The sequence below is a fragment of the Niallia endozanthoxylica genome (genome assembly GCF_008710145.1).
Classification (GTDB): domain Bacteria; phylum Bacillota; class Bacilli; order Bacillales; family Cytobacillaceae; genus Bacillus_BD; species Bacillus_BD endozanthoxylica.
This window is the reverse complement of the sequence record NZ_VYKL01000059.1, coordinates 21,118-42,074: the sequence shown is the minus strand read 5'-3', so window position 1 is coordinate 42,074 and position 20,957 is coordinate 21,118. Positions and strand designations below refer to the sequence as shown.

Here is a 20,957-nt window from a genome sequence, read left to right as displayed (position 1 = left end):
ATTATCAACTAAAACATCAGGGTGGGGCTCATGATTTTATTATACTTAGTTATTGTCGTTTTATCTTTATTACTCATTTTCCTAATAGCTAAATTAGTTGACCGAAAACGTTTATTTACTTCTTTCATTATGGTCTCCGTAATTATTCTTGTAATAGCAGCTAGTTTTGTTCTTGATTCAATAAAAACGAGAAATGTAGCAAATGCTGTTGAGCAAATGAAATACTGGTTTCAATCGCCCATTGTCAAAACCAATACATTATTACAGGATACGTTTGACTTATCAGTAATCAAAATGAAAGACAGCGTCCTTATCGATGCTCCTGTCATTAATCAGCTTCCCGAGCTTCCGCGCGGCTGTGAGGTAACCAGTCTTGCTATGCTGCTTCAATATGCAGGAGTAGAAGTAGACAAAATGACGCTCGCTGAAAGAGTTAAAAAGGAGCCTTCGACCTATCGTAAGGAAAACAATGTCATCTATTTCGGGCATCCAAACGACGGCTTTGTCGGTGATATGTACTCCTATCATAATCCCGGTCTTGGCGTCTATCATAAACCGATAAAAGAACTTGCAGATCAGTATTTACCGGGCAGGATGGTTGATTTAACCGGGTCAGATTTTCAAGAATTAAAAATTCATTTATCTGATAACCGCCCTGTTTGGGTGATAATAAATACAACCTACAGCAGGCTTCCTGACAGCAGGTTTCAAACATGGCAGACACCAAGCGGACCTGTCAATATTACCTATAAGGAGCACTCCGTCCTGGTAACTGGCTATGATGCTCAGTATATTTACTTTAATGATCCTTTAACTGGTAAAAAAAATAGAAAAGCACCCATAATGGAATTCGAAGATTCCTGGGTGCAAATGGGAAGTCAAGCTATTACGTACCTTCATTAACCTCTGACCGCTTGGCTCAATGGCTCTAAAGTCTCTTGTTCAAAGGAGTATTTCTTTTCCACATAGATTTGATGCCAAACCATAAACATAAGTACTGTCCAGACTTTACGGCTATGGTCCGCTTTTCCTTGGCAATGTTCTTCTAAGAGATTCAAAATATACGTTTTATTGAGTAAATGATCCGTGTCACTTTCACGGATTATTTTTTTTGCCCAATCATTCATTTCATCCTTCAACCAGTGGCGAATTGGAACAGGAAAACCTAATTTTTTACGATTCAACACGTGATCTGGAACAATGCCTTCAGCCGCCTTACGAAGGACGTACTTTGTTGTACCGTCTGCTGTTTTTAAGCTTGTTGGAATATTCGAAGCAACACGGAATACTTCTTTGTCCAAAAATGGAACTCGCAGCTCCAATGAATGGGCCATCGTTACACGGTCTGCTTTTAGTAAAATATCACCGCGCATCCACGTATGGATATCAATATACTGCATTTGATCAACCGGGTCATAGCCGCGGCTTTCCATGTAAAGAGGCTTAGTAATATCTGTATAGTGAAGATTTGGATTAAATACATTCAACAGCTGTTTCTTCTCTATCTCCGTGAACATTTTTGCATTTCCTATATAGCGTTCTTCCATCGGTGTGACACCGCGCTCAATGAAGCTTTTTCCCTTCATTCCTTCAGGCATTAGTCTCGCAATCCACTTTAAAAATACTTTACCGAACTGTGGCATTTTATTAAACATCTTTAGAGATTCCGGTTCCCGATAAATATTGTAGCCTCCAAATAGTTCATCGGCTCCCTCACCAGATAAAACAACCGTAACATGCTTTCTTGCTTCACGGGCCACAAAATAAAGAGGCACACATGCAGGGTCTGCAAGAGGGTCGTCCATATGCCACATAATTTTCGGTACTTCGTTCATATATTCTTCAGGTGAAATGACATAGCTGATATTTTCCACACCCAGCTTGTCTGCTGTTTCCTTTGCTACATCAATTTCACTAAACCCATTATGTTCAAATCCAACAGAGAAGGTTTTAATTGCCGGATGAAACTCCTTCGCGATTGATGCAATAATTGAAGAGTCAATCCCGCCTGATAAGAATGACCCGACAGGCACATCACTTCGCATATGAATGTTAACAGAATCAAATAATACATCTTTAATTTCTTTAATATAATCACTTTCTGATTTTTGCACCGGCTGGAAATGTGCTTTCCAATATCGTTTAATTTCCATTGCTGAACCAATTTTCTTAGTAAAATAGTGTCCTGGTTCAAGCTTATGAATACCCTGTGATAATGTTTCTGGCTCAGGAACAAATTGATACGTTAAATAATGCTGCAAAGATTCATAATTTAATACATCATTTTTCATAGCCAACAAAATACTTTTTTTCTCAGAAGCAAAAAACGTCCGATCATCATTTTCGGAATAAAAGAATGGCTTGATGCCGAAAGGATCTCTAGCTCCATACAGAGTTTGTTCTTGCTTATCCCAGATGACAAAAGCAAACATACCGCGTAAACGCTCAACTGCTTTCTCTTTTATATGACTATAAAGCGCAATGATGACCTCTGTATCAGAACTTGTTTCAAATGACAAACCTTCTTTGATAAGTTCTTCACGTAACTCAACATAGTTATAGACTTCGCCATTAAAAATAATCCAATAGCGTTCATTTTCATATGTCAAGGGCTGATGGCCGCTCTCAATATCAATAATACTTAATCGACGAAATCCAAATTGAATATGGTTATCCATATAATATCCATCATCATCAGGTCCACGATGAGTAATAAGATTATTCATCTGTTTGAATAAGTGCTTATCGCTTTCGTTATAATTTTGTGCCTTTTCATGTACACAACCAATAAAACCACACATTATGTACGTCACTCCAATCTTTATTTAAAAAGCAAGTAATCTTCCTTGTCTAAAAATACGTTAAAAAACATACTCTCTTATACTACCACTAATTTTTTTATAATGGCATGAAGTTATAAAAAAAACAATGGGAAAATCATGCTATTATATGCAGTTTATACTTTTTCATATAGTCTAAAACGTTTGGTTGTTTTAGCTGGACTATGTTAACAAATCATATTAATAAGTCGGATTTTTGACTCATCCGTGAGAAATGTCCATTTCTCCCGCCTTTCAGCTGTGCTGAAAGGTTGCTGTATGGTTAGGAAGTGACAGGAGAAAATTCATTTTCTCCTGTCACTTCCTAACCATACAGCTTTAGATGAGTCAAAAATCAACCATGTTAATAAACAAGGCTTTTAGATAAGAAATTATGTGAAATCATATGTATATAAGGTACCAGAGCCATTTAAAACAAAAGGAAGCGGGAGCTGCATCATCCTTGCAGCTCCCGCTAATCATTACGATCAGTATGTTTACATATGACTCTTTAATGCTTGTTCTCGTAAGACATCTGCCTTATCAGTACGTTCCCATGGAAGGTCAACATCCAAACGGCCGAAATGACCATATGCAGCCGTTTGTTTATAGATAGGACGACGAAGATCGAGCATTTTAATAATACCTGCCGGACGAAGATCAAAGTTATTATTTACTACATCTACTAACACATCTTCATCCACTTTACCTGTTCCAAAAGTATCAACTGAAATGGATACCGGACGGGCTACGCCAATGGCATAGGCAAATTGAACTTCCACTTTATCGGCCAATCCAGCAGCAACAATATTTTTCGCAACATAACGAGCAGCATAAGCTGCTGAGCGGTCTACTTTTGTCGGATCCTTACCAGAGAAAGCGCCGCCTCCATGACGTGCATAACCACCATATGTATCAACGATAATTTTTCTTCCTGTTAGACCGGCATCCCCTTGCGGCCCTCCGATCACAAAACGGCCAGTTGGATTAATAAAATATTTTGTTTGATCGTCAATCAATTCTTTTGGCACAACAGGAGAAATGACAAATTCCTTTATGTCACGCTGTATCTGTTCAAGACCGATTTCAGGATCATGCTGTGTTGAAATAACGATGGTATCAACTCGAACAGGCTTATCATGTTCATCATATTCTACTGTTACCTGTGTTTTTCCATCCGGACGGAGATAAGCAATGGTATTACTTTTGCGTACCTCTGTTAAACGGCGAGAAAGCTTATGGGCTAATGAAATCGGTAATGGCATCAGCTCACTTGTTTCATTGCAGGCAAAACCGAACATGAGACCTTGGTCTCCTGCACCAATTGCCTCAATTTGTTCATCAGTCATTGTTCCTTCACGGGCCTCTAATGCTTGATCAACCCCCATTGCAATATCTGGAGACTGCTCATCAATTGACGTTAATACGGCACATGTTTCAGAGTCAAATCCATATTTAGCTCTTGTATAGCCAATTTCCTTTACGGTACTACGAACAATTTTTGGAATATCAACATATGTTGATGTAGTTATTTCACCTGCCACTAATACTAATCCGGTATTAACCGATGTTTCAGCAGCTACACGTGCATTAGGATCCTTTTCAAGGATTGCATCTAATATAGCATCAGAAATTTGATCACAAATCTTATCTGGATGGCCCTCAGTAACTGACTCCGAAGTAAACAAGCGACGTTTTGACAATCTGATTTCCTCCTTATATATAATGAGATTGCTAAAAGCGACGTTCGAGCAACCTCTCATGATACGGAACTCATTCCCTATTAGTTTGGAAAAAACAAGGAGTATTTATCCTTTGTATTTAATAAAAAACCAAGTAAATAATTCCTTATTTATTCAAGACGCATAAAAAAAGCCTTTTCATTATGTGAAAAGGTTGAAAACAAAAAGATTCGCGCCTTTCACTCTTATCGTTCAAGGAAAAAAATCCTTGCCACAGATTAGCACCTTTGCTAATGATTTTGCATACGTATAATCATTTCTAGTATACGCTTCTTTCATTAACAGGTTGCTGGGTTTCATAGGGTCTGTCCCTCCACCAGCTCGGGATAAGAGAGTATCCGTTCAAGGTAAAATCATATCGTACCTCTAGAATGACTGTCAATGAATTTACTAAAAATAATTTCCTATTAATATATATACTACTATTCTAACCATTTTTTTCAATCTGTATATTTAACCATTCAAATTTTTGGGAAAAGACTAAAAACTTTCATTATTAGTATAGACTATTCATATAATTGTGTTATACTAATCATGAAATAAATTACTCTGAAATATACGATAACTAAATTGATTAAAGGAAGGTATTCGTCGGATGAATTTTGTAAGTTTGAAACAAGAAATAAATGAATTTCTTAATGGCACTAATATTCTTACTCAATTATCTGTTCCACAACTTGTTGAAAAAGTATTATCTCGAAAGGAAGCGCTACTAACATCAACCGGCGCTGTAGCAGCTACAACAGGAAAATACACTGGAAGATCTCCTAAGGATAAATATATTGTCGAAGAAGAGTCTGTAAAAGACAAAATTGATTGGGGTTCCGTTAACCAGCCAATCTCCAAAGAAGTATTCTCAAGTCTTTACAACAAAGTGTTGGAATATTTAAAAGAAAAAGACGAGGTTTTTGTATTTAAAGGCTTTGCAGGAGCTGATGAAAAACATCGACTTCCTATCCAGGTTATTAATGAATATGCATGGCATAACTTGTTTGCCCATCAATTATTTATTCGTCCAACTGAGGAAGAATTAGCAGCACATGATGCTGGTTTTACTGTTATAGCAGCACCTAATTTTAAAGCTGACCCTGCCATTGATGGAACAAAGTCAGAAACATTTATTATCATTTCCTTTGAACAGCGGACTGTACTTATCGGCGGAACAGAATATGCCGGTGAAATTAAGAAATCTGTCTTCTCGATTATGAATTATCTATTACCTGAAAACGGTATCATGCCAATGCATTGTTCTTCTAACGTTGGCAATGAAGGCGATGTAGCCCTTTTCTTTGGTCTTTCAGGAACAGGAAAAACAACTCTTTCTGCAGACCCAAACCGTCGTTTGATCGGTGATGATGAACATGGTTGGTCAAGTAATGGAGTCTTTAATATTGAAGGCGGCTGCTATGCAAAATGTATCAATCTATCTAGAGAAAAAGAACCGCAAATTTTTGATGCAATTCGATTTGGATCTGTACTAGAAAACGTTATCATTGACCAAAATTCACGTATTGCAGACTACGATGACGGCACACTGACTGAAAATACACGTGCTGCCTATCAGTTGCAGGCAATTGACAATATTGTAGACCCTAGCGTTGCTGGTCACCCAAATACAATTATTTTCTTAACTGCTGATGCTTTTGGTGTATTACCTCCAATTGCAAAGCTTTCAAAAGAACAAGCCATGTACCACTTTTTAAGCGGATACACTTCCAAACTTGCTGGAACTGAACGAGGTGTTACTTCACCTGAAGCAACTTTCTCTACATGCTTTGGATCACCATTCCTGCCGCTTCCAGCTACACGCTATGCTGAAATGCTTGGAGAAAAAATCAGCCAGCACAATTCAAATGTATTCCTTGTCAATACAGGCTGGACTGGCGGCGAATATGGCGTTGGATCCCGTATGAAGTTAAGCTATACTCGTGCAATGGTGCAGGCAGCACTTGAAGGTGAGCTTACAAATGTAGAAACGAAAAAAGATGATATTTTCGGTTTAGAAATTCCTTTACATGTACCAGGTGTTCCGGATGAGGTCTTGCAACCTAATCGTACTTGGTCTAATCAAGCTGAATATGAAGCAAAAGCGAAAGAATTAGCGGAAAAATTCCGTGAGAACTTCAAAAAGTTCCAAAATGTTTCTTCTGACATTATTGAAAAAGGCGGCCCAACCGCTTAAAATGCCAACAAAAAACAGCAACGTTTAAGTTGCTGTTTTTTTATTAGTTCGTACTATTAAGTGAAATAAGCTGATATGTAATCGTCGTTTGGTTATTTTCCCATTCTAGTCTTTTTATTACAGCGTATCCACCTGGATCACTTTCTTTCGTTTTTCTTACTTCGACTGGGATTTCAATCGGATACAGGCGATAATCATCCTTTACTAAAGTAAAATTATTCTCATCTATTCTTTTTTCCTTACCCTTTGTCACAATCATCGTATTTAATTCTAAAGGCATTCCCATCTATTTCCTCTCCTTATAAAAAAGAATTTTGATATCAGACGAAAACCTATTCTTCTATATGCTATATTACCATTAGTCAGCTTGTTTTTTCATCCACAAGGTTAAATCAGAAACAATTTGTCTGTTCACAGCAGGGGGAAAATAATGAGTATAAGGCTCAAAATACCAACATTCTACACTTTTATTAAGCTCTTTTAATCTGTTTTCCAACCGATGAGCGTGTTCAACAGAAACATTTGTATCCTTTCGGCCATGAATAATTAAGACCGGCGGTTTGAGCTCTTCAAGAAGATAAAGTGGTGTACGGTATTGATACTGTTCTGGAACCTTTGTTGGAGTTCCACCAATCACCCGTTTCATCATTCTGCGTAAATCCTTTCTTTCCATATATGTTAGTAACATATCACTAACCCCTCCCCATGTAACAACAGATGCCGCCTCTGGGAACTTGATTCCGGTTAAAAGGGACATTACACCACCGCGTGAAAAACCGAAAATATGGATTTTCCTTACTCTATTATGATTTGATAAAAGCTGGAAGGCTGAAAAAGCATCTTCTCTGTCATCACCAGCGAAATCTTCATTCCCTTCCCCACCTTGATTTCCGCGGTAAAAAGGAGCAAATACGATAAACCCTTCCGAGGCAAATTGGATAATTCGTGCTGGCCTTACCTTCCCGACATTTTTGATTCCCCCTCTTAAATAAAGAAATCCATCATATATTTCATCATTTTTGGGTTCAGCTAGCAGTCCCTTTACCTTCAAACCATCTACTAGATAGGTTATCAGCGATAATTCAATTTCCGGATGAGGGGAAGGAAATTTTAGTTTATCGATAATAGTAGTCGTCATCCTCTTCTCCTTTAACTGTTTAATATGATTATTATTCTCATGATTAATTCGAAAAAATTCCTGACAGAGTAACCATCAGGAATTCTAACGTCAGATATTTGATTAGTTCGTAATAATCACTGGACCTTCTTTTGTAACAATAACTGTATGCTCAATTTGAGCCACAAAGCTTTTCTCCTCAGTCACATAAGTCCAGCCATCATCTAATTGATATACTTCTTCAGCACCAGTAGAGACGAATGGTTCAAAAGCGATAACCATTCCATCACGGAGAATTTCTTTATCCCATGCATCATAATAATTCAAGATATGATCCGGAGCTTCGTGCAAGGATAAACCAACCCCATGTCCGGTAAGGTTTTTTATCACAGTAAAACCATTTTGTCTTGCTGTTTGATAGACTACTTTACCGATAGCATTTTTTCTAGCTCCAACCTTAAATTTCGTTAACCCAGCTTCAAATGCTTTTTTCGCTGCATCACAAAGCTTATATAACTCTGGTTTTCCATTACCAACAACAAAGGATAAACCGGTATCAGCATAATAACCATTTTTCGAACCGGAAACATCAATATTCACTAAATCTCCGTCTTGGATAACCCGGCTTCCTGGTATTCCATGTGCTACTTCTTCTTGAACACTAATACATGTATACCCTGGAAAATCATACTCACCTTTTGGTGCTGAAAGTGCACCATATTTTTCAAACAACTCACCGGCAAAATCATCGAGTTCCTTTGTTGTAATACCCGGCTTTGTTTTCTTTATCATTTCATCACGAATGGTTCCAACAATTTTTCCAATCTCTTTGAGACCTTTTAAATCTTCGTCTGACCTAATAATCACTTTTATTCCTTCTTTCTAAAAAAGCAAATACACTTTATATTCAATTTGTCTTTTGTATCAACCAATTTTACCATAGTCTTCAAGAAATTCTCAAACGACTTTTTATTTGATAAAGGCCTATAGATTCGTTTTTGTAGTAATATATACTATATGATTATCTATTTAAAAATAATTACTTTATCAAAAAAAATTTAATGTAAATTATAAAATGAAAAAATATTTTTCCTCTTTCAATTGTGTTATACTATTTCAAAGGAACCATTTAAGAGAGGAACATTCGTGATGTCACAGAATTGCATTGGAAAAATACGTTCAAATTATGCCCGTCTTAGCGAAAAAGAAAAGAAAATAGCCGACTATATTTTAAATGATCCAGACCAAATTATTCACGGTACAATCAATGAAGTTGCCGAGGATTTAAATGTTGCTGATGCAACGGTGTTTCGTTTTTGCAAACGGATTGGATTTAAAGGATACCAGGCAATGAAAATTGCTCTTGCCTCTGAAATTGTCACTTCTAACCAACAAGTCGATGAAGATGTTGGAATCCTAAAAGATGATGATGAAAAGACCATTGCAGATAAAATCTTCCGATCAAATATCAGAACATTAGAAAACACACTTGAGATTTTAGACAAAGCAGCCATTCAAAAGGCAGTAGATATCCTGCTGCATGCAAACAGAGTGGAATTATATGGAACGGGCGGATCTGCAGTTATAGCTATGGATGGATTTCATAAATTTGTGCGGACAGGAGTTAAAGCGTTTGCATTTATTGATTCCCACTTTCAATTAATGGCTGCCTCTCAGCTGACAGAAAAAGATGCAGCTGTTGTCATTTCTCATTCAGGAACCAACAAGGATACCTTAGCGATTTTAAAAACAGCTAAGAACAATGGAGCTAAAACGATTGCCATTACTGGCTATCCTAAATCACCTATTGCCCAGCATGCTGATGTATCACTCTATACAAGTTCAGAAGATACTGAATACCGCTCTGAATCCTTATCATCAAGGATTGGACAGCTTAGTCTAATAGATGCATTATATGTTAATTTGAGGGTATTAAATAAAGAAAACGCCAAGGTTTCCCTCCAAAAAATTAGAAATACCATTTCTGAAACAAGAATGTAGTATCAACTTCATACAAAAATCAAACTCCTTTAATACATCACTTAAGGGAGTTTTTTATTTCATCAATATAACTCCCAAAATAGACGGTTATTCCCATCAATACTTTTTCACGAGAGCAAGCAAAATAAGAGAGTAGTCCATCTATTCAAAGGAGGAAGTTCAATTGAGAAAACGAAAATTCAGTATTTTTGTGACCCCTATGCTTATTTTAGGCTTAGCAGCTTGTAATAATGACACAAATGGAGCGATGGATACACAAAATGGCAATCAGCTAAATACATCGAATCGAACAGGCACGAATGTATATCAAGTCAATAACAGAAATCGTGAGATTGATGACCGCACTGCCTATGGATTTGATCACCGCGGTCCGCTTACTGAAGATTACTTAGATAACGATAATAATGCAAATAGAACAGCAAACAACAATCGACCGACGTATTGGACTGTTCAAAATAACAATGACGATAATCGTAATAATGGTCGTAATGCCGCTAGGGTAAACAATAATAATAATCGAAATGCAACAAATGTGAACTGGAACAGAAATAACCATGGAGACTGGGGAACTGGATATTTGGGAGCAGGAACCGCCAATCCTTGGACACTTCGAAATGTCAATGATGCGAACGACGCTAATTGGACAGGACAGAATAACAGAAACAATTCCAAAGCAACTAATAACCAAACAAACAAAACAGCTCGAAATCAAAATTATGATAACACCGGCGATAATCCAAATCTATCTAGCCTTAATACGTCTCAATCTAGCAACAAATACCCGCATACAAGGGCCGTTCTAGTTCAAGAGGCTAGATATCAATTTATTCCTGTCAACCCAAATCAAGATAACCGTTTACAGGCAATGCTTAGAAAACAACGGGAATTGGCACAAGCACCAGAGACACAAACACAGCAGCAGCAGGCACCAGCACAACAGCAACAACAAGCTCCTGCAGGGCAGCAGGCACCAACACAGCAGCAACAACAAGCTCCTGCAAGGCAGCAGGCACCAACACAGCAGCAACAGCAAGCTCCTGCAGGGCAGCAGACTCCTGCTAATGTTAGTCAAGCTGTTCAGCAGGTAATTGATTTGACAAATGAACAACGCCGAAAAAATGGGCTTCCTGCTTTACAAGCAGATACTAAATTAAACAGTGTTGCCCAAATGAAGTCTGTTGACATGCAGCAGAAAGGATACTTTTCACACACAAGCCCTACCTATGGCTCTCCATTCGACATGATGAGAGACCAAGGTGTATCCTATCGAACAGCAGGTGAAAACATTGCGCAAGGACAAAGAACACCGCAGGAAGTTGTTAATGCTTGGATGAACAGTGAAGGACACCGAAAAAACATTCTAAGCCGTAACTTTACACATATCGGTGTAGGTTACGAAACAAATGGAAATCACTGGACACAAATGTTTATTGGAAAATAAATAAAAAATCGTGAACTTTTTACTCTGAAATCAAATCTGATTTCAGAGTTTTTTTGTGGCAAGAAAATGGGCACTCACACATTTTTCCGAATTTCATACGATATTTTAGGCATCGAAAATTTATATATATTAGAGGGAGGTCCCTATCATGAAAAAATGGTGGAAGGCTGGTTTTTTACTTCTTGTTATTACTATATTAATGACCAGCCTTGTTGCTTGTAATTTTGGAAAATCAAATGATAACGAGAAAAAGCTGGAAAAGGTTCGAATAGCAGAAGTCACACGTTCTATTTTCTACGCCCCCCAATATGTCGCAATTGAAAAAGGCTTTTTTGAGGAAGAAGGTCTTGATATTGAATTAATGACCACGTTTGGCGGAGATAAAACGATGACAACCCTCGTTTCAGGAGGTGCTGATATCGCACTAGTCGGATCAGAGACCTCCATTTATGTATCAGCACAAGGCTCAACAGACCCGGTTATTAATTTCGCCCAGCTTACCCAGACAGATGGTACCTTTCTCGTTTCCCGAGAAAAAATTGAAGACTTTGACTGGTCAATGCTAAAAGACAGCACTTTCCTTGGTCAACGAAAAGGCGGAATGCCACAGATGGTTGGTGAATTTGTACTGAAAAATCACGGAATTGATCCGCATAATGACTTGAACTTAATCCAAAATATTGATTTTGCAAATATTGCTAATGCCTTTATCTCGGGCACGGGAGAATTTGTCCAATTGTTTGAACCACAGGCAAGTATGTTTGAAAAAGAAGGCAGAGGATATATTGTTGCGTCATTCGGAACGGAGTCAGGACATGTACCATATACTACCTTTATGACAAAGGAAAGTTATATTGAAGAGAATCAAGAAATCGTAGAGAAGTTTACTCGCGCAATATATAAAGCCCAGCAGTGGGTATATGAAAACAGTTCAGCAGAAACTGCAAAACTCATCCAAAAATACTTTGAGAATACGGAACTGGAAATTATTGAATCCTCTATTGAGCGTTATAAAAATCAAACCTCCTTTGCAACGGATCCAATTTTAGATGAAGAAGAATGGGATAATTTACAAAACATTATGGATGAAGCCGGCGAACTGCCAAAACGAATTGAATATGAAACATTAGTCAATACGGAATTTGCTGAGAAAGTCATGAAATAACGAAAAATGGAAGCGCCTGTTCACCTTCGGACATAGCACAAGACGAACCGGTTGTTCTTTAACCTTCCAATCGGATTGGCTTATGACCTCAAGGGGGGAGGTGCTAGAGCCAATAACACTTTCCCGCTTTCACTATATAGAATGACTCGCGGAAAGAGTATTACTTTTTCCGTGAGTACCCATAAAAAACCCCCTTGCCAGTATGGATAGAGAATTTTCGTAAGGAGGGCCATACATGAATTTTTTAAAGGTAAAAAATATTAGTCATACTTATTTTACAAAAACATCTGCTACTACCGCCCTCTCTGACATTTCCCTTGATATTGCAGAAGGAGAATTCGTATCGTTGCTTGGACCGAGCGGATGCGGAAAAACCACCCTCCTTTCGATTATTGCAGGCTTAATCAAGCCAACTGAAGGGTTAGTCACGTTAGAGGGAAAAAGAATTGGCAATAAATCAAACGATATTGGATATATGCTTCAGCAAGATTATTTATTTCCATGGAAAACCATTGAACAAAATATTCAAATTGGTCTAAAACTAAACAAACTACTTCAGAAAGATAGAATAAAATATACCCTTCAGTTGCTTGAAAAAATGGGCTTAAAAGGAGTCGAAAAACAATTCCCAAAGGAGCTTTCAGGAGGAATGAGGCAGCGTGTTGCACTAGTCAGGACATTAGCCACCGAGCCAAAGGTTCTCATGCTTGATGAACCCTTTTCCGCGCTTGATTTTCAAACAAAACTTCATTTAGAGGATCACATCTTCGAAACACTTAAGTCTTTTAATAAAACAGCTATTCTTGTTACACACGATATCGGTGAAGCTATTGCCATGAGCGACCGAATCTTTCTATTATCCTCCCGACCTGGCCAAATCTATAAGACCTTTATCATTCCTGATGAACTGCGAAATCTAGTCCCCTTTCATGCAAGAAATCATGAATTATTTCAAAGCTTATTCCAAACCATTTGGAAGGAGTTGGAATCCCTTGAAGTCATCAGATGAGATTCAACAACTTCACCAAAAATTTCTGGCTTCCTTAAAAAGGGAAAAGAGATGGGTTCGGTTTTATCAGTTAATTATTTTCCTGGTTTTTTTCGGCAGCTGGGAGCTAGCTAGTCAATTAAGATGGATTGACCCGCTAATTTTTAGTTCTCCTTCAAAAGTATGGAAGTTACTGATTGAAAATGTTCAAAACGGTTCATTGTTCATGCATATAGGTGTGACACTCGGTGAAACCATTCTTGGCTTCCTTCTCGGCACCCTGCTTGGAACTTTGTTAGCTGCTCTACTATGGTGGTCACCTATCCTTTCAAAAATCTTTGATCCCTATTTGGTTATTTTAAATGCCATGCCAAAAATCGCATTAGGGCCCATACTAATCGTTGCACTCGGTCCAAACTTTACATCTATTATGGCCATGGGAGCCTTAATCTCCGTCATTATTACGACCATTGTAGTTTATACAGCTTTTCGTGGAGTTGACCCGAACTATTTAAAGGTTTTATATATATTTGGCGCGACTAGAGCACAATCATTCAAGGAAGCTGTCCTGCCAGCTTCATTTCCGACTATCATTTCTACCTTAAAGGTCAATGTCGGCCTTTCTTGGGTTGGCGTTATTGTAGGCGAATTTCTCGTGTCCTCCAAAGGACTTGGCTATATGATCATCTACGGCTTCCAAGTATTTAATTTTACACTTGTATTCTTATCTCTATTCGTTATTGCCATATTCGCCACTATCATGTACCAGCTTGTCGAACTACTTGAGAAAAAGTTAATAAAAAACAATTAAAAAGTGTCAGGCACCACAAAAAGACAAAATAAGATAGACTGTCCATTTGCAATGCCTGACACCTTTATGATTACACCGTTTGTAATAAAGATATTTTTTCTAGAGCCAACTCAACAATCTTGTCTTTCATAATAAAACTGTAGGAGTCCTGAAAGCGGAGGGCTAACAAATCCCCACCGACTAGAACGGGGCCGTTTGTTTCGAAGTAGTCCTCCTTTGGCTCCAAGTATGCTGCTTCAGCATAGAAAATGGCTTTAACAAAAGAATCCTCGCCGGTATTCACTTCATATTCTCCTATATACTGCAGCGATGTTAGGAGGGCACCGGTTTCCTCCTCAACCTCTCTTCTCGCTGCTTCTTCCAACGTTTCATTTTCTTCCTTTTTGCCGCCGGGAAATTCCCAGCCCCTTTCTTTATGTTTGGTTAACAGCCATTGATCATAAAAACGGCATATAACCAGCACATGACTTGCTTTTTTAACAAAAAAATCTTTTTGAAAGGAAACCGTGACTCTTCCGCCGTTATCATCGATAAAAGTATCCATATGTTAATGCACCTCTGTTATTTTCCACTAACCTATTTTAATGGAAAATGACTCGTTCAGCACTAAATATGGTCTAAAAACCCCATACTTTCAATATGCTGTTTTGCCTCATCGTCACCCAGCTCGTGAATTAACTGGTAAACCGCTTTAAGTTTCTCATCTTGAAGATCATTTTCAGGATCGTTATGATATTCACGGAACGGAATATGTGCTCGAATAAAGTTTCCTATTGATGCTGATGCATTTTCATCAAAGTGTTCCCTTAACTGGCGAATCTCTTCCTCAGTTGCTTCAATTTTGAAGTTCCATGGTGAATCAGTTGCGCTCTGAGAAATAGATCCTGAAGCAATTTCAATATAATAGGTTTTTTTTTCGTTCATAATCATTCATTCCTTTTTACCTTTATCATCCCCATGGTATAATGAATACTATACGAAAAACTTCCTAATCTAACGGGAAGGAATTTTTCACATATTAATGGGTAAAATTAAATATAATGTAAAAATTGCTAAGTCATTATATACTAAAGATGGAGGTGATAATTATGAAACTTGTAGATGAACTTTATGAAATGTATCGAAACAAGTTAACCGGGGATGAAGAAGACATTGATATGTTAGCGTTTGCATTTCTTGAAGAAATGTCAAAGGAAGACATTTTGCATCTAATTCAAGAAATGGATGAGCAAGAGCTGTATACACTTATGGGGCTCTATTTAATTGAAAGTTTAAAAGGAAAATTTGCCAAAGAAGATTATGGTCAACAGCAAAGCCCAATATTAAATCAGCGGAACCTTCATTAAACATACATACATATTTGAAATTTATTTTCAAAAGGCTGCTTCATCATGAGGGAGTCTCTTCTTTTTGCATTACAGCTCAATCAAAATAAAAATAGAATGAATACTCAGCCACTTCGGACTGCATTCATTCTATATTTGTAAGTATCTTTAGGAACCTAGGTAAGACTTAAGCATCCACACATGTTTTTGCAGACTTCCATGAATCGAAAGAAGAACATCACCTGTTCCCTCATCACCCGCTTCATCTGCAAGCTTCATTGCAGCCTGCAGCTCCTGAATTAATTTCTCAAAATCATTGCAGGTATCTTGGACCATCTCTGCTTCGTTTTCGCCTCCGTTCGCTTCCTGAACGGATGTCAGCTCGAGACAAGCTTTCATGGTCGATACAGGTGTTCCGCCTATTGAAAGAAGTCTTTCAGCTAATACATCAATATGTGCATTTGCTTCATTATAGAATTCCTCAAATTTTTCATGTAATGTAAAGAAGTGTTGTCCTTTAACAAACCAATGATAATGGTGCAGCTTTACATATAGAACCGTCCAATTGGCGACCTGCTTATTTACAGCTTGAATTAATTCCTGTGTCATTATTCATCTACCTCCCTTCCTTAACATAACCAATTAATCATGCTTCATACCTAAATAAAAATTGGTTTAAAAGGTCATTCAAGGATTCTTTCCCGTTTCATGTTAAAATACTATTGAATAAAGGAGATGATAAAATGGTAACTGTACTAATAATTTCTATTATTATTGTACTTCTAGTATTAATCGTAAGTCTAAAGGTAACCAATAAAGCATACCAATATAAGCATACAATCGACCCTCCTGCCGAGGATTTGAATCACTCCAAGCATGAGCGAAAAACAGATGCATAAATGAAGCTCAGAAAGGCATATAACCTATGGATTTGGATTTATATTCGTTAATATTCAGCTCAATTTTATTTTTAAATATGATTTTAGCAATCATCGTTATCTTTATGGAAAATAAAGATGCCGGTCCTACATGGGCATGGCTGATGGTTCTATTCTTTATCCCAATTTTAGGCTTTATCCTCTATTTACTATTCGGTCAAAATTTGACCCGAAGCAAATTGTTCGAATGGGAAGATCGAAAAAAGATTGGCATTGAGGAAATGATTGCTGAGCAGACATCCAGCTTCCATGCAGGAAAATTTCCCCGTCATAACGGGATAACGGAGAATAATCAAGGTCTGATTTATATGCTGCTCGCTAATAATGATGCCATATTAACAACAGATAATACGGTAAAAGTGTTCACAGATGGAAAAGAAAAGTTTGATGCTTTATTCGAGGATATTAAAAATGCACATGATTTTATTCACCTTCAATACTATATTTTCAAAAATGATCATATAGGATCAAAACTGATTCTATTACTAATCGATAAAGCAAAACAAGGAGTAAAAGTACGTATTCTATATGATGATCTTGGTTCCCGTTCGTTAAGGAGGAAGGCTTTTAAAAAGCTTATTGAAGCAGGCGGTGAGGTTGAAGCCTTTTTTCCATCTAAATTCCCGCTTATTAATTTTCGATTGAATTACCGAAATCATCGAAAGCTTGTGATTATAGATGGAGAGATTGGTTATATTGGTGGATTTAATGTCGGGGACGAATATTTAGGCTTAAATAAAAGATTCGGCTATTGGCGGGACACTCATCTTCGAATTACAGGCAGTTCGGTCCATGCGATTCAAACAAGATTTATTTTAGATTGGAATCAGGCTTCACATCGGAATGACATATCTTATTTACCAAGTCTTTTTCCAGATACTGCACCTCAGGGAAATATTTCTATGCAAATTGTCTCAAGCGGACCTGATTCTGAATGGGAACAAATTAAATACGGTTATATCAAAATGATTTCATCTGCCAGGAAATCCATTTGGATTCAAACACCTTATTTTATTCCAGATGAAAGTCTTCTTGATTCTTTAAAAATCGCCGCTCTAACAGGTAAAGATGTGAGAATTATGATTCCTAATAAACCTGATCATCCTTTTGTTTATTGGGCCACTTATTACCATATCGGAAAAATTCTTAAAGCCGGCGCAAAGGTATATATTTATGATAATGGCTTTATTCATGCGAAGACAATTATTGTAGATCATTCTCTTTCATCAGTTGGTACAGCCAATATTGATGTGAGAAGCTTTCGGCTTAACTTTGAAGTAAATGCCTTTCTATATGATAAAGGTATTGCAGCTGCCTTATCAGAAAGCTTTCACGCGGACTTAAAGGTATCAAAGGAATTAACTCTTCAAGAATATAATCGGAGAAGTTTAATTATCCGTTTTAAAGAATCCATTTCAAGGCTGTTATCGCCAATTCTCTAGAGAAAACTCTCTTAAATAAATTATGCTGCATAATCCATTTATAAAGAAGGATCAAAAATGCTAAAAGCAGTTTTCATTTCAATCATCCGTTTTTATCAATTGGTGATTTCACCGTTAAAGCCCCCAACATGCCGTTTTTATCCGACTTGCTCCCATTATGGACTGGAGTCGGTTAAACAATTTGGTGCCTTAAAGGGAGGTTATTTAACTCTTAAGCGGATATTAAAATGCCACCCTTTTCACCCGGGAGGGATTGACGAGGTACCAGAGGAATGGCCCGGAATGGTGGGCGGAAAAAGAAGCAAAAAATGAAATAATAAAAAAGATGCTGTACCATGAACAAAACAATGATTCAGCATCTTTTTTATTTACTTCTCGTACCCTTTTATAACCAAATCCAATTTTCCTGTTGCAGGATCAATCACTAATCCATGAACAGGCGTATTTTCAGGCAGAAGCGGGTGATTTTTAATAACATCTACACTATGCGCAACATTTTCCTCGACGCTGTTGAATCCTTTTAACCATTTTTGTACATCTATTCCAGAGTATTCTAATGTATCAAGTGTTTTTTGAGACACTCCCCGCTTAAGCATATTGGGAATGATATCATCTGCTTTTAATCCGCCCATGCCGCAATCATGATGGCCGATGACAAGGACTTCATCTGCTTTCAATTGATAAACGGCTACTAAAATACTTCTCATTACGCTTCCAAATGGGTGCTTTAGAACTGCTCCAGCATTTTTAATCATTTTTACATCCCCATTTTTTACATTCAATGCATGTGGAAGTAATTCAAGTAAACGTGTATCCATACATGTCAGAATAACCATTTTTTTATCCGGTATTTTGCTTGTTGCAAACTCTTCATACTTCTTATCTTCTACAAATCTTTCATTGTAGGCAAGTACTTCATCAAGAATTCTCATTATTATAACTCCTTTATAAAAGTTTTCTCTCTTAGCATACAAAAATTCGTCAAAATAAAACAATCTTTTTGCCTTGCTTTTTATGGATAGATTTTGTAAGATTGAAATCGTAATGATTACGTATTATTAAATAGCGTAGATATAGGGGATACTTTTATATTTTGGCTTTTTTATTAACATAGTTGATTTCCTAACCATACAGCAACCTTTCAGCATAGCTGAAAGGCGTGAGAAATGTCCATTTCTCACGGATGAGTCAAAAATTAGGTCTATCAATATTGTTTGCTAACAAAGCTTATATTTTAAATCGTAACTAATACGTTTTATAGGTGATGAGAGGGGAAATAAAATGAAAAAATGGTTATTATTTTTAACAGTATTTCTTACCGTTAGCTTGGTATTAGCCGGCTGTGGTGAGACAGAAAAAGAAAAGGCTGAGACTGATTCAAATCAGCATTTAACGGCATATACAACAGTCTATCCTTTGCAATTTTTCACTGAGGAAATTGGCGGTGATTTGGTAAATGTCGAAACCATTTATCCGCCTGGTGCAGATGAGCATACATTTGAGCCGTCCCAAAAAGATATGATAAAACTAGCTGAATCGGACCTTTTTATTTATGTTGGCCTAGGCCTTGAAGGCTTTGTCGAAAAAGCAAAAGACTCCTTAAAAAATGAAAAGGTGACAATGGTTGCTGCTGGAGAATCCATCCATTTTGATGAAGACAATCATTCTGAAGAAGAAGGGCACGAAGAAGAACATGCGGATGAGCATCATCATGGAGATAGGGACCCGCATGTCTGGCTCGATCCAATTTTTTCAAAGGAATTAGCTGAATCCATTAAAGATGCCTTAATCGAAAAAGACCCGGAAAATGAAGCGACTTATGCGCAGAATTATAATGCATTAATACAAAGACTCGATGAACTAGACACCCAATTCTTAGAAATGGCTGAACAGGCAGAGCATAAAGAATTTATTGTGTCTCATGCCGCTTATGGATATTGGGAGCACCGTTATGGCCTAGAGCAAATCAGTATTTCTGGCTTATCCACTTCCAGTGAGCCGTCTCAAAAAGATCTTGAATCCATTGTAAAAACGGCCAAAGAAATAAATAGCAACTATATCTTTTTTGAACAAAATGTCAGTTCAAAATTAACGGAAATTGTTCAAGAAGAAATTGGAGCCGAAGCACTTACCCTTCACAACCTATCGGTAAGAACGGAAGAAGATATGAAAAAGAATCGTGACTATTTTTCTATTATGAACGATAATCTGCAAGCATTAAAAAAAGCTTTACACTGATACTGAAACATAAGGCAAAAGAGAGTCCCAAGTTTATTAAGGAACTCTCTTTTCTTTTTCATTAATCCTCATCATCATATTCTATTTCAATGATTTTCCCAGTATGTGCATCTATATCCACTTCTGCTTCACCGCGGTCAGTGCGCAATTCCAACTGATACTTGAGAATTCCGTCATCATGTTCCTTTTCAATCTCAACCATTTTTCCATTTACTGCTTTTTCCGCAATGGCAACTGCCTCTGTCTCCGAGATAGCTGTACCAGCTGAGTTTGTACTCTTTCCTTGATCAACAAACTTATCATCGTCAAAACCTTTATCATCCTGCTTTATCGAGTAAGGCTCACCAGTTACAGCATCAATATAGATATCATAGTCCATATGGTCTTTCTCAATTTCCACTTCATAATAGGATTTACCGACCTTTGTTTCCAAATCAATACTTTCAACTGTCCCATTCACTTCTTTAAGTGCGATTGTTTCTGCATCCTGAAGTGTAATAAACTCCTTTTTATTCTGGTCTTCCAAAGTATTATCTTGATTTTTGGCAGCTACTGCTGCAAATGAACCACCTAAAACAACCGCCGTACATACAAATCCAATCAAAATTTTCCCTTTCATCATCATTTCCTCCTTATTCTTATTTCCTGTTCCTTACACTATCAATATAACCTCGTAAAATGAGAACAAGGAGAAAGAAAGATTAAAATTCGATTAGAAATATCTTAGAATAAAACTCTTCTTTAAGCA

22 protein-coding genes and 1 riboswitch are annotated in these 20,957 nt (G+C 37.3%); of the genes, 12 read left to right on the top strand and 10 right to left on the bottom strand.

The features are described from left to right. Window positions 1-30: 30 nt before the first annotated feature. The gene (locus F4V44_RS25410; protein WP_150442771.1) at window positions 31-903 is read left to right on the top strand and encodes a C39 family peptidase; all 873 of its coding nucleotides are present in this window, start codon (window positions 31-33) and stop codon (window positions 901-903) included. Here the strand turns inward: F4V44_RS25410 and asnB are convergent. Together asnB and metK are read right to left on the bottom strand one after the other, a co-directional pair. Further along, complete coding sequence (gene asnB, locus F4V44_RS25405) at window positions 900-2,801, bottom strand: asparagine synthase (glutamine-hydrolyzing) (RefSeq protein ID WP_150442770.1); 1,902 nt, start codon at window positions 2,799-2,801, stop codon at window positions 900-902. The two genes, F4V44_RS25410 and asnB, sit on opposite strands and share 4 nt — an antisense overlap. A gap of 515 nt (window positions 2,802-3,316) precedes the next feature. Further along, window positions 3,317-4,522 (bottom strand): methionine adenosyltransferase, encoded by a 1,206-nt coding sequence (metK, locus tag F4V44_RS25400; protein ID WP_191090867.1) that lies wholly within the window; start codon window positions 4,520-4,522, stop codon window positions 3,317-3,319. Between the two features lie 221 nt (window positions 4,523-4,743). Beyond that, window positions 4,744-4,894: riboswitch (SAM riboswitch) on the bottom strand. Between the two features lie 262 nt (window positions 4,895-5,156). Between metK and pckA the strand changes: the two genes are divergently transcribed. Beyond that, window positions 5,157-6,743 carry a phosphoenolpyruvate carboxykinase (ATP) gene (gene pckA / locus F4V44_RS25395; protein ID WP_150442768.1) on the top strand — a complete coding sequence of 529 codons (1,587 nt, stop codon included), beginning with the start codon at window positions 5,157-5,159 and terminating at the stop codon, window positions 6,741-6,743. Between the two features lie 43 nt (window positions 6,744-6,786). On the opposite strand, the gene F4V44_RS25390 is transcribed toward pckA, so the two are convergent. The 3 genes from F4V44_RS25390 to map form a co-directional block, all read right to left on the bottom strand. Continuing rightward, window positions 6,787-7,029, bottom strand: a complete 243-nt coding sequence (locus F4V44_RS25390) for a DUF2584 domain-containing protein (protein WP_150442767.1) — start codon at window positions 7,027-7,029, stop codon at window positions 6,787-6,789. 72 nt (window positions 7,030-7,101) lie between these two features. Then, window positions 7,102-7,881: an alpha/beta hydrolase family protein gene (locus F4V44_RS25385; RefSeq protein ID WP_150442766.1), complete on the bottom strand. Its 780-nt coding sequence runs from the start codon at window positions 7,879-7,881 to the stop codon at window positions 7,102-7,104. Between the two features lie 102 nt (window positions 7,882-7,983). Next, complete coding sequence (gene map / locus F4V44_RS25380; protein WP_150442765.1) at window positions 7,984-8,727, bottom strand: type I methionyl aminopeptidase; 744 nt, start codon at window positions 8,725-8,727, stop codon at window positions 7,984-7,986. 282 nt (window positions 8,728-9,009) lie between these two features. Between map and F4V44_RS25375 the strand changes: the two genes are divergently transcribed. The 5 genes from F4V44_RS25375 to F4V44_RS25355 all read left to right on the top strand — a co-directional run bounded on the left by F4V44_RS25375 (window position 9,010) and on the right by F4V44_RS25355 (window position 14,266). Next, entirely contained in the window at window positions 9,010-9,861 is an 852-nt protein-coding gene (locus tag F4V44_RS25375; RefSeq protein ID WP_150442794.1) for a MurR/RpiR family transcriptional regulator, read from the top strand. Between the two features lie 163 nt (window positions 9,862-10,024). Next, on the top strand, window positions 10,025-11,302 hold the full coding sequence (locus F4V44_RS28330) for a CAP domain-containing protein (protein ID WP_317978371.1): 1,278 nt from the start codon (window positions 10,025-10,027) through the stop codon (window positions 11,300-11,302). 148 nt (window positions 11,303-11,450) lie between these two features. Then, window positions 11,451-12,467 carry an ABC transporter substrate-binding protein gene (locus F4V44_RS25365; RefSeq protein ID WP_150442764.1) on the top strand — a complete coding sequence of 339 codons (1,017 nt, stop codon included), beginning with the start codon at window positions 11,451-11,453 and terminating at the stop codon, window positions 12,465-12,467. A gap of 235 nt (window positions 12,468-12,702) precedes the next feature. Then, window positions 12,703-13,476, top strand: coding sequence for an ABC transporter ATP-binding protein (locus tag F4V44_RS25360; RefSeq protein ID WP_150442763.1), 774 nt, complete (start codon window positions 12,703-12,705; stop codon window positions 13,474-13,476). Beyond that, the gene (locus F4V44_RS25355) at window positions 13,460-14,266 is read left to right on the top strand and encodes an ABC transporter permease (protein ID WP_150442762.1); all 807 of its coding nucleotides are present in this window, start codon (window positions 13,460-13,462) and stop codon (window positions 14,264-14,266) included. The genes F4V44_RS25360 and F4V44_RS25355 overlap by 17 nt, the downstream gene beginning before the upstream one ends. A gap of 70 nt (window positions 14,267-14,336) precedes the next feature. Here F4V44_RS25355 and ytkD read toward each other — a convergent pair whose 3' ends face one another. Together ytkD and F4V44_RS25345 are read right to left on the bottom strand one after the other, a co-directional pair. Next, entirely contained in the window at window positions 14,337-14,810 is a 474-nt protein-coding gene (gene ytkD, locus F4V44_RS25350) for an RNA deprotection pyrophosphohydrolase (RefSeq protein ID WP_150442761.1), read from the bottom strand. Between the two features lie 62 nt (window positions 14,811-14,872). Then, window positions 14,873-15,196, bottom strand: coding sequence for a hydrolase (locus F4V44_RS25345; RefSeq protein WP_150442760.1), 324 nt, complete (start codon window positions 15,194-15,196; stop codon window positions 14,873-14,875). 158 nt (window positions 15,197-15,354) lie between these two features. On the opposite strand from F4V44_RS25345, the gene F4V44_RS25340 reads away from it, so the two are divergent. Continuing rightward, window positions 15,355-15,612: a DUF6154 family protein gene (locus F4V44_RS25340; RefSeq protein ID WP_150442759.1), complete on the top strand. Its 258-nt coding sequence runs from the start codon at window positions 15,355-15,357 to the stop codon at window positions 15,610-15,612. Between the two features lie 147 nt (window positions 15,613-15,759). Here F4V44_RS25340 and F4V44_RS25335 read toward each other — a convergent pair whose 3' ends face one another. Continuing rightward, window positions 15,760-16,200 (bottom strand): Dps family protein, encoded by a 441-nt coding sequence (locus F4V44_RS25335; RefSeq protein ID WP_150442758.1) that lies wholly within the window; start codon window positions 16,198-16,200, stop codon window positions 15,760-15,762. Between the two features lie 134 nt (window positions 16,201-16,334). Between F4V44_RS25335 and ytzI the strand changes: the two genes are divergently transcribed. From ytzI to yidD, 3 genes are read left to right on the top strand one after another with little or no spacing between them, the layout of a single operon-like run. Then, window positions 16,335-16,490, top strand: coding sequence for a YtzI protein (ytzI, locus tag F4V44_RS25330; protein WP_150442757.1), 156 nt, complete (start codon window positions 16,335-16,337; stop codon window positions 16,488-16,490). A gap of 26 nt (window positions 16,491-16,516) precedes the next feature. Beyond that, complete coding sequence (gene cls / locus F4V44_RS25325) at window positions 16,517-17,971, top strand: cardiolipin synthase (RefSeq protein ID WP_150442756.1); 1,455 nt, start codon at window positions 16,517-16,519, stop codon at window positions 17,969-17,971. A gap of 57 nt (window positions 17,972-18,028) precedes the next feature. Next, the gene (gene yidD, locus F4V44_RS25320; RefSeq protein ID WP_150442755.1) at window positions 18,029-18,283 is read left to right on the top strand and encodes a membrane protein insertion efficiency factor YidD; all 255 of its coding nucleotides are present in this window, start codon (window positions 18,029-18,031) and stop codon (window positions 18,281-18,283) included. 56 nt (window positions 18,284-18,339) lie between these two features. Here yidD and F4V44_RS25315 read toward each other — a convergent pair whose 3' ends face one another. Beyond that, on the bottom strand, window positions 18,340-18,903 hold the full coding sequence (locus F4V44_RS25315; RefSeq protein WP_150442754.1) for a beta-class carbonic anhydrase: 564 nt from the start codon (window positions 18,901-18,903) through the stop codon (window positions 18,340-18,342). Window positions 18,904-19,252: 349 nt separating this feature from the next. On the opposite strand from F4V44_RS25315, the gene F4V44_RS25310 reads away from it, so the two are divergent. Next, entirely contained in the window at window positions 19,253-20,209 is a 957-nt protein-coding gene (locus F4V44_RS25310) for a metal ABC transporter solute-binding protein, Zn/Mn family (protein ID WP_150442753.1), read from the top strand. A 61-nt stretch (window positions 20,210-20,270) separates the two neighbouring features. On the opposite strand, the gene F4V44_RS25305 is transcribed toward F4V44_RS25310, so the two are convergent. Next, the gene (locus F4V44_RS25305) at window positions 20,271-20,828 is read right to left on the bottom strand and encodes a PepSY domain-containing protein (protein WP_191090865.1); all 558 of its coding nucleotides are present in this window, start codon (window positions 20,826-20,828) and stop codon (window positions 20,271-20,273) included. Window positions 20,829-20,957 lie beyond the last annotated feature (129 nt).

Bases quoted from the DNA above. Each gene is read 5' to 3' on its own strand.
- F4V44_RS25375 (WP_150442794.1), top strand. From the start codon at position 9,010: ATGTCACAGAATTGCATTGGAAAAATACGTTCAAATTATGCCCGTCTT.
- ytzI (WP_150442757.1), top strand. From the start codon at position 16,335: ATGGTAACTGTACTAATAATTTCTATTATTATTGTACTTCTAGTATTA.
- F4V44_RS25410 (WP_150442771.1), top strand. From the start codon at position 31: ATGATTTTATTATACTTAGTTATTGTCGTTTTATCTTTATTACTCATT.
- yidD (WP_150442755.1), top strand. From the start codon at position 18,029: ATGCTAAAAGCAGTTTTCATTTCAATCATCCGTTTTTATCAATTGGTG.
- F4V44_RS25365 (WP_150442764.1), top strand. From the start codon at position 11,451: ATGAAAAAATGGTGGAAGGCTGGTTTTTTACTTCTTGTTATTACTATA.
- ytkD (WP_150442761.1), bottom strand. From the start codon at position 14,810: ATGGATACTTTTATCGATGATAACGGCGGAAGAGTCACGGTTTCCTTT.
- F4V44_RS25345 (WP_150442760.1), bottom strand. From the start codon at position 15,196: ATGATTATGAACGAAAAAAAAACCTATTATATTGAAATTGCTTCAGGA.
- asnB (WP_150442770.1), bottom strand. From the start codon at position 2,801: ATGTGTGGTTTTATTGGTTGTGTACATGAAAAGGCACAAAATTATAAC.
- F4V44_RS25360 (WP_150442763.1), top strand. From the start codon at position 12,703: ATGAATTTTTTAAAGGTAAAAAATATTAGTCATACTTATTTTACAAAA.
- F4V44_RS25305 (WP_191090865.1), bottom strand. From the start codon at position 20,828: ATGAAAGGGAAAATTTTGATTGGATTTGTATGTACGGCGGTTGTTTTA.
- F4V44_RS25310 (WP_150442753.1), top strand. From the start codon at position 19,253: ATGAAAAAATGGTTATTATTTTTAACAGTATTTCTTACCGTTAGCTTG.
- F4V44_RS25335 (WP_150442758.1), bottom strand. From the start codon at position 16,200: ATGACACAGGAATTAATTCAAGCTGTAAATAAGCAGGTCGCCAATTGG.
- F4V44_RS25390 (WP_150442767.1), bottom strand. From the start codon at position 7,029: ATGGGAATGCCTTTAGAATTAAATACGATGATTGTGACAAAGGGTAAG.
- cls (WP_150442756.1), top strand. From the start codon at position 16,517: ATGGATTTGGATTTATATTCGTTAATATTCAGCTCAATTTTATTTTTA.
- F4V44_RS25385 (WP_150442766.1), bottom strand. From the start codon at position 7,881: ATGACGACTACTATTATCGATAAACTAAAATTTCCTTCCCCTCATCCG.
- F4V44_RS25315 (WP_150442754.1), bottom strand. From the start codon at position 18,903: ATGAGAATTCTTGATGAAGTACTTGCCTACAATGAAAGATTTGTAGAA.
- F4V44_RS25340 (WP_150442759.1), top strand. From the start codon at position 15,355: ATGAAACTTGTAGATGAACTTTATGAAATGTATCGAAACAAGTTAACC.
- pckA (WP_150442768.1), top strand. From the start codon at position 5,157: ATGAATTTTGTAAGTTTGAAACAAGAAATAAATGAATTTCTTAATGGC.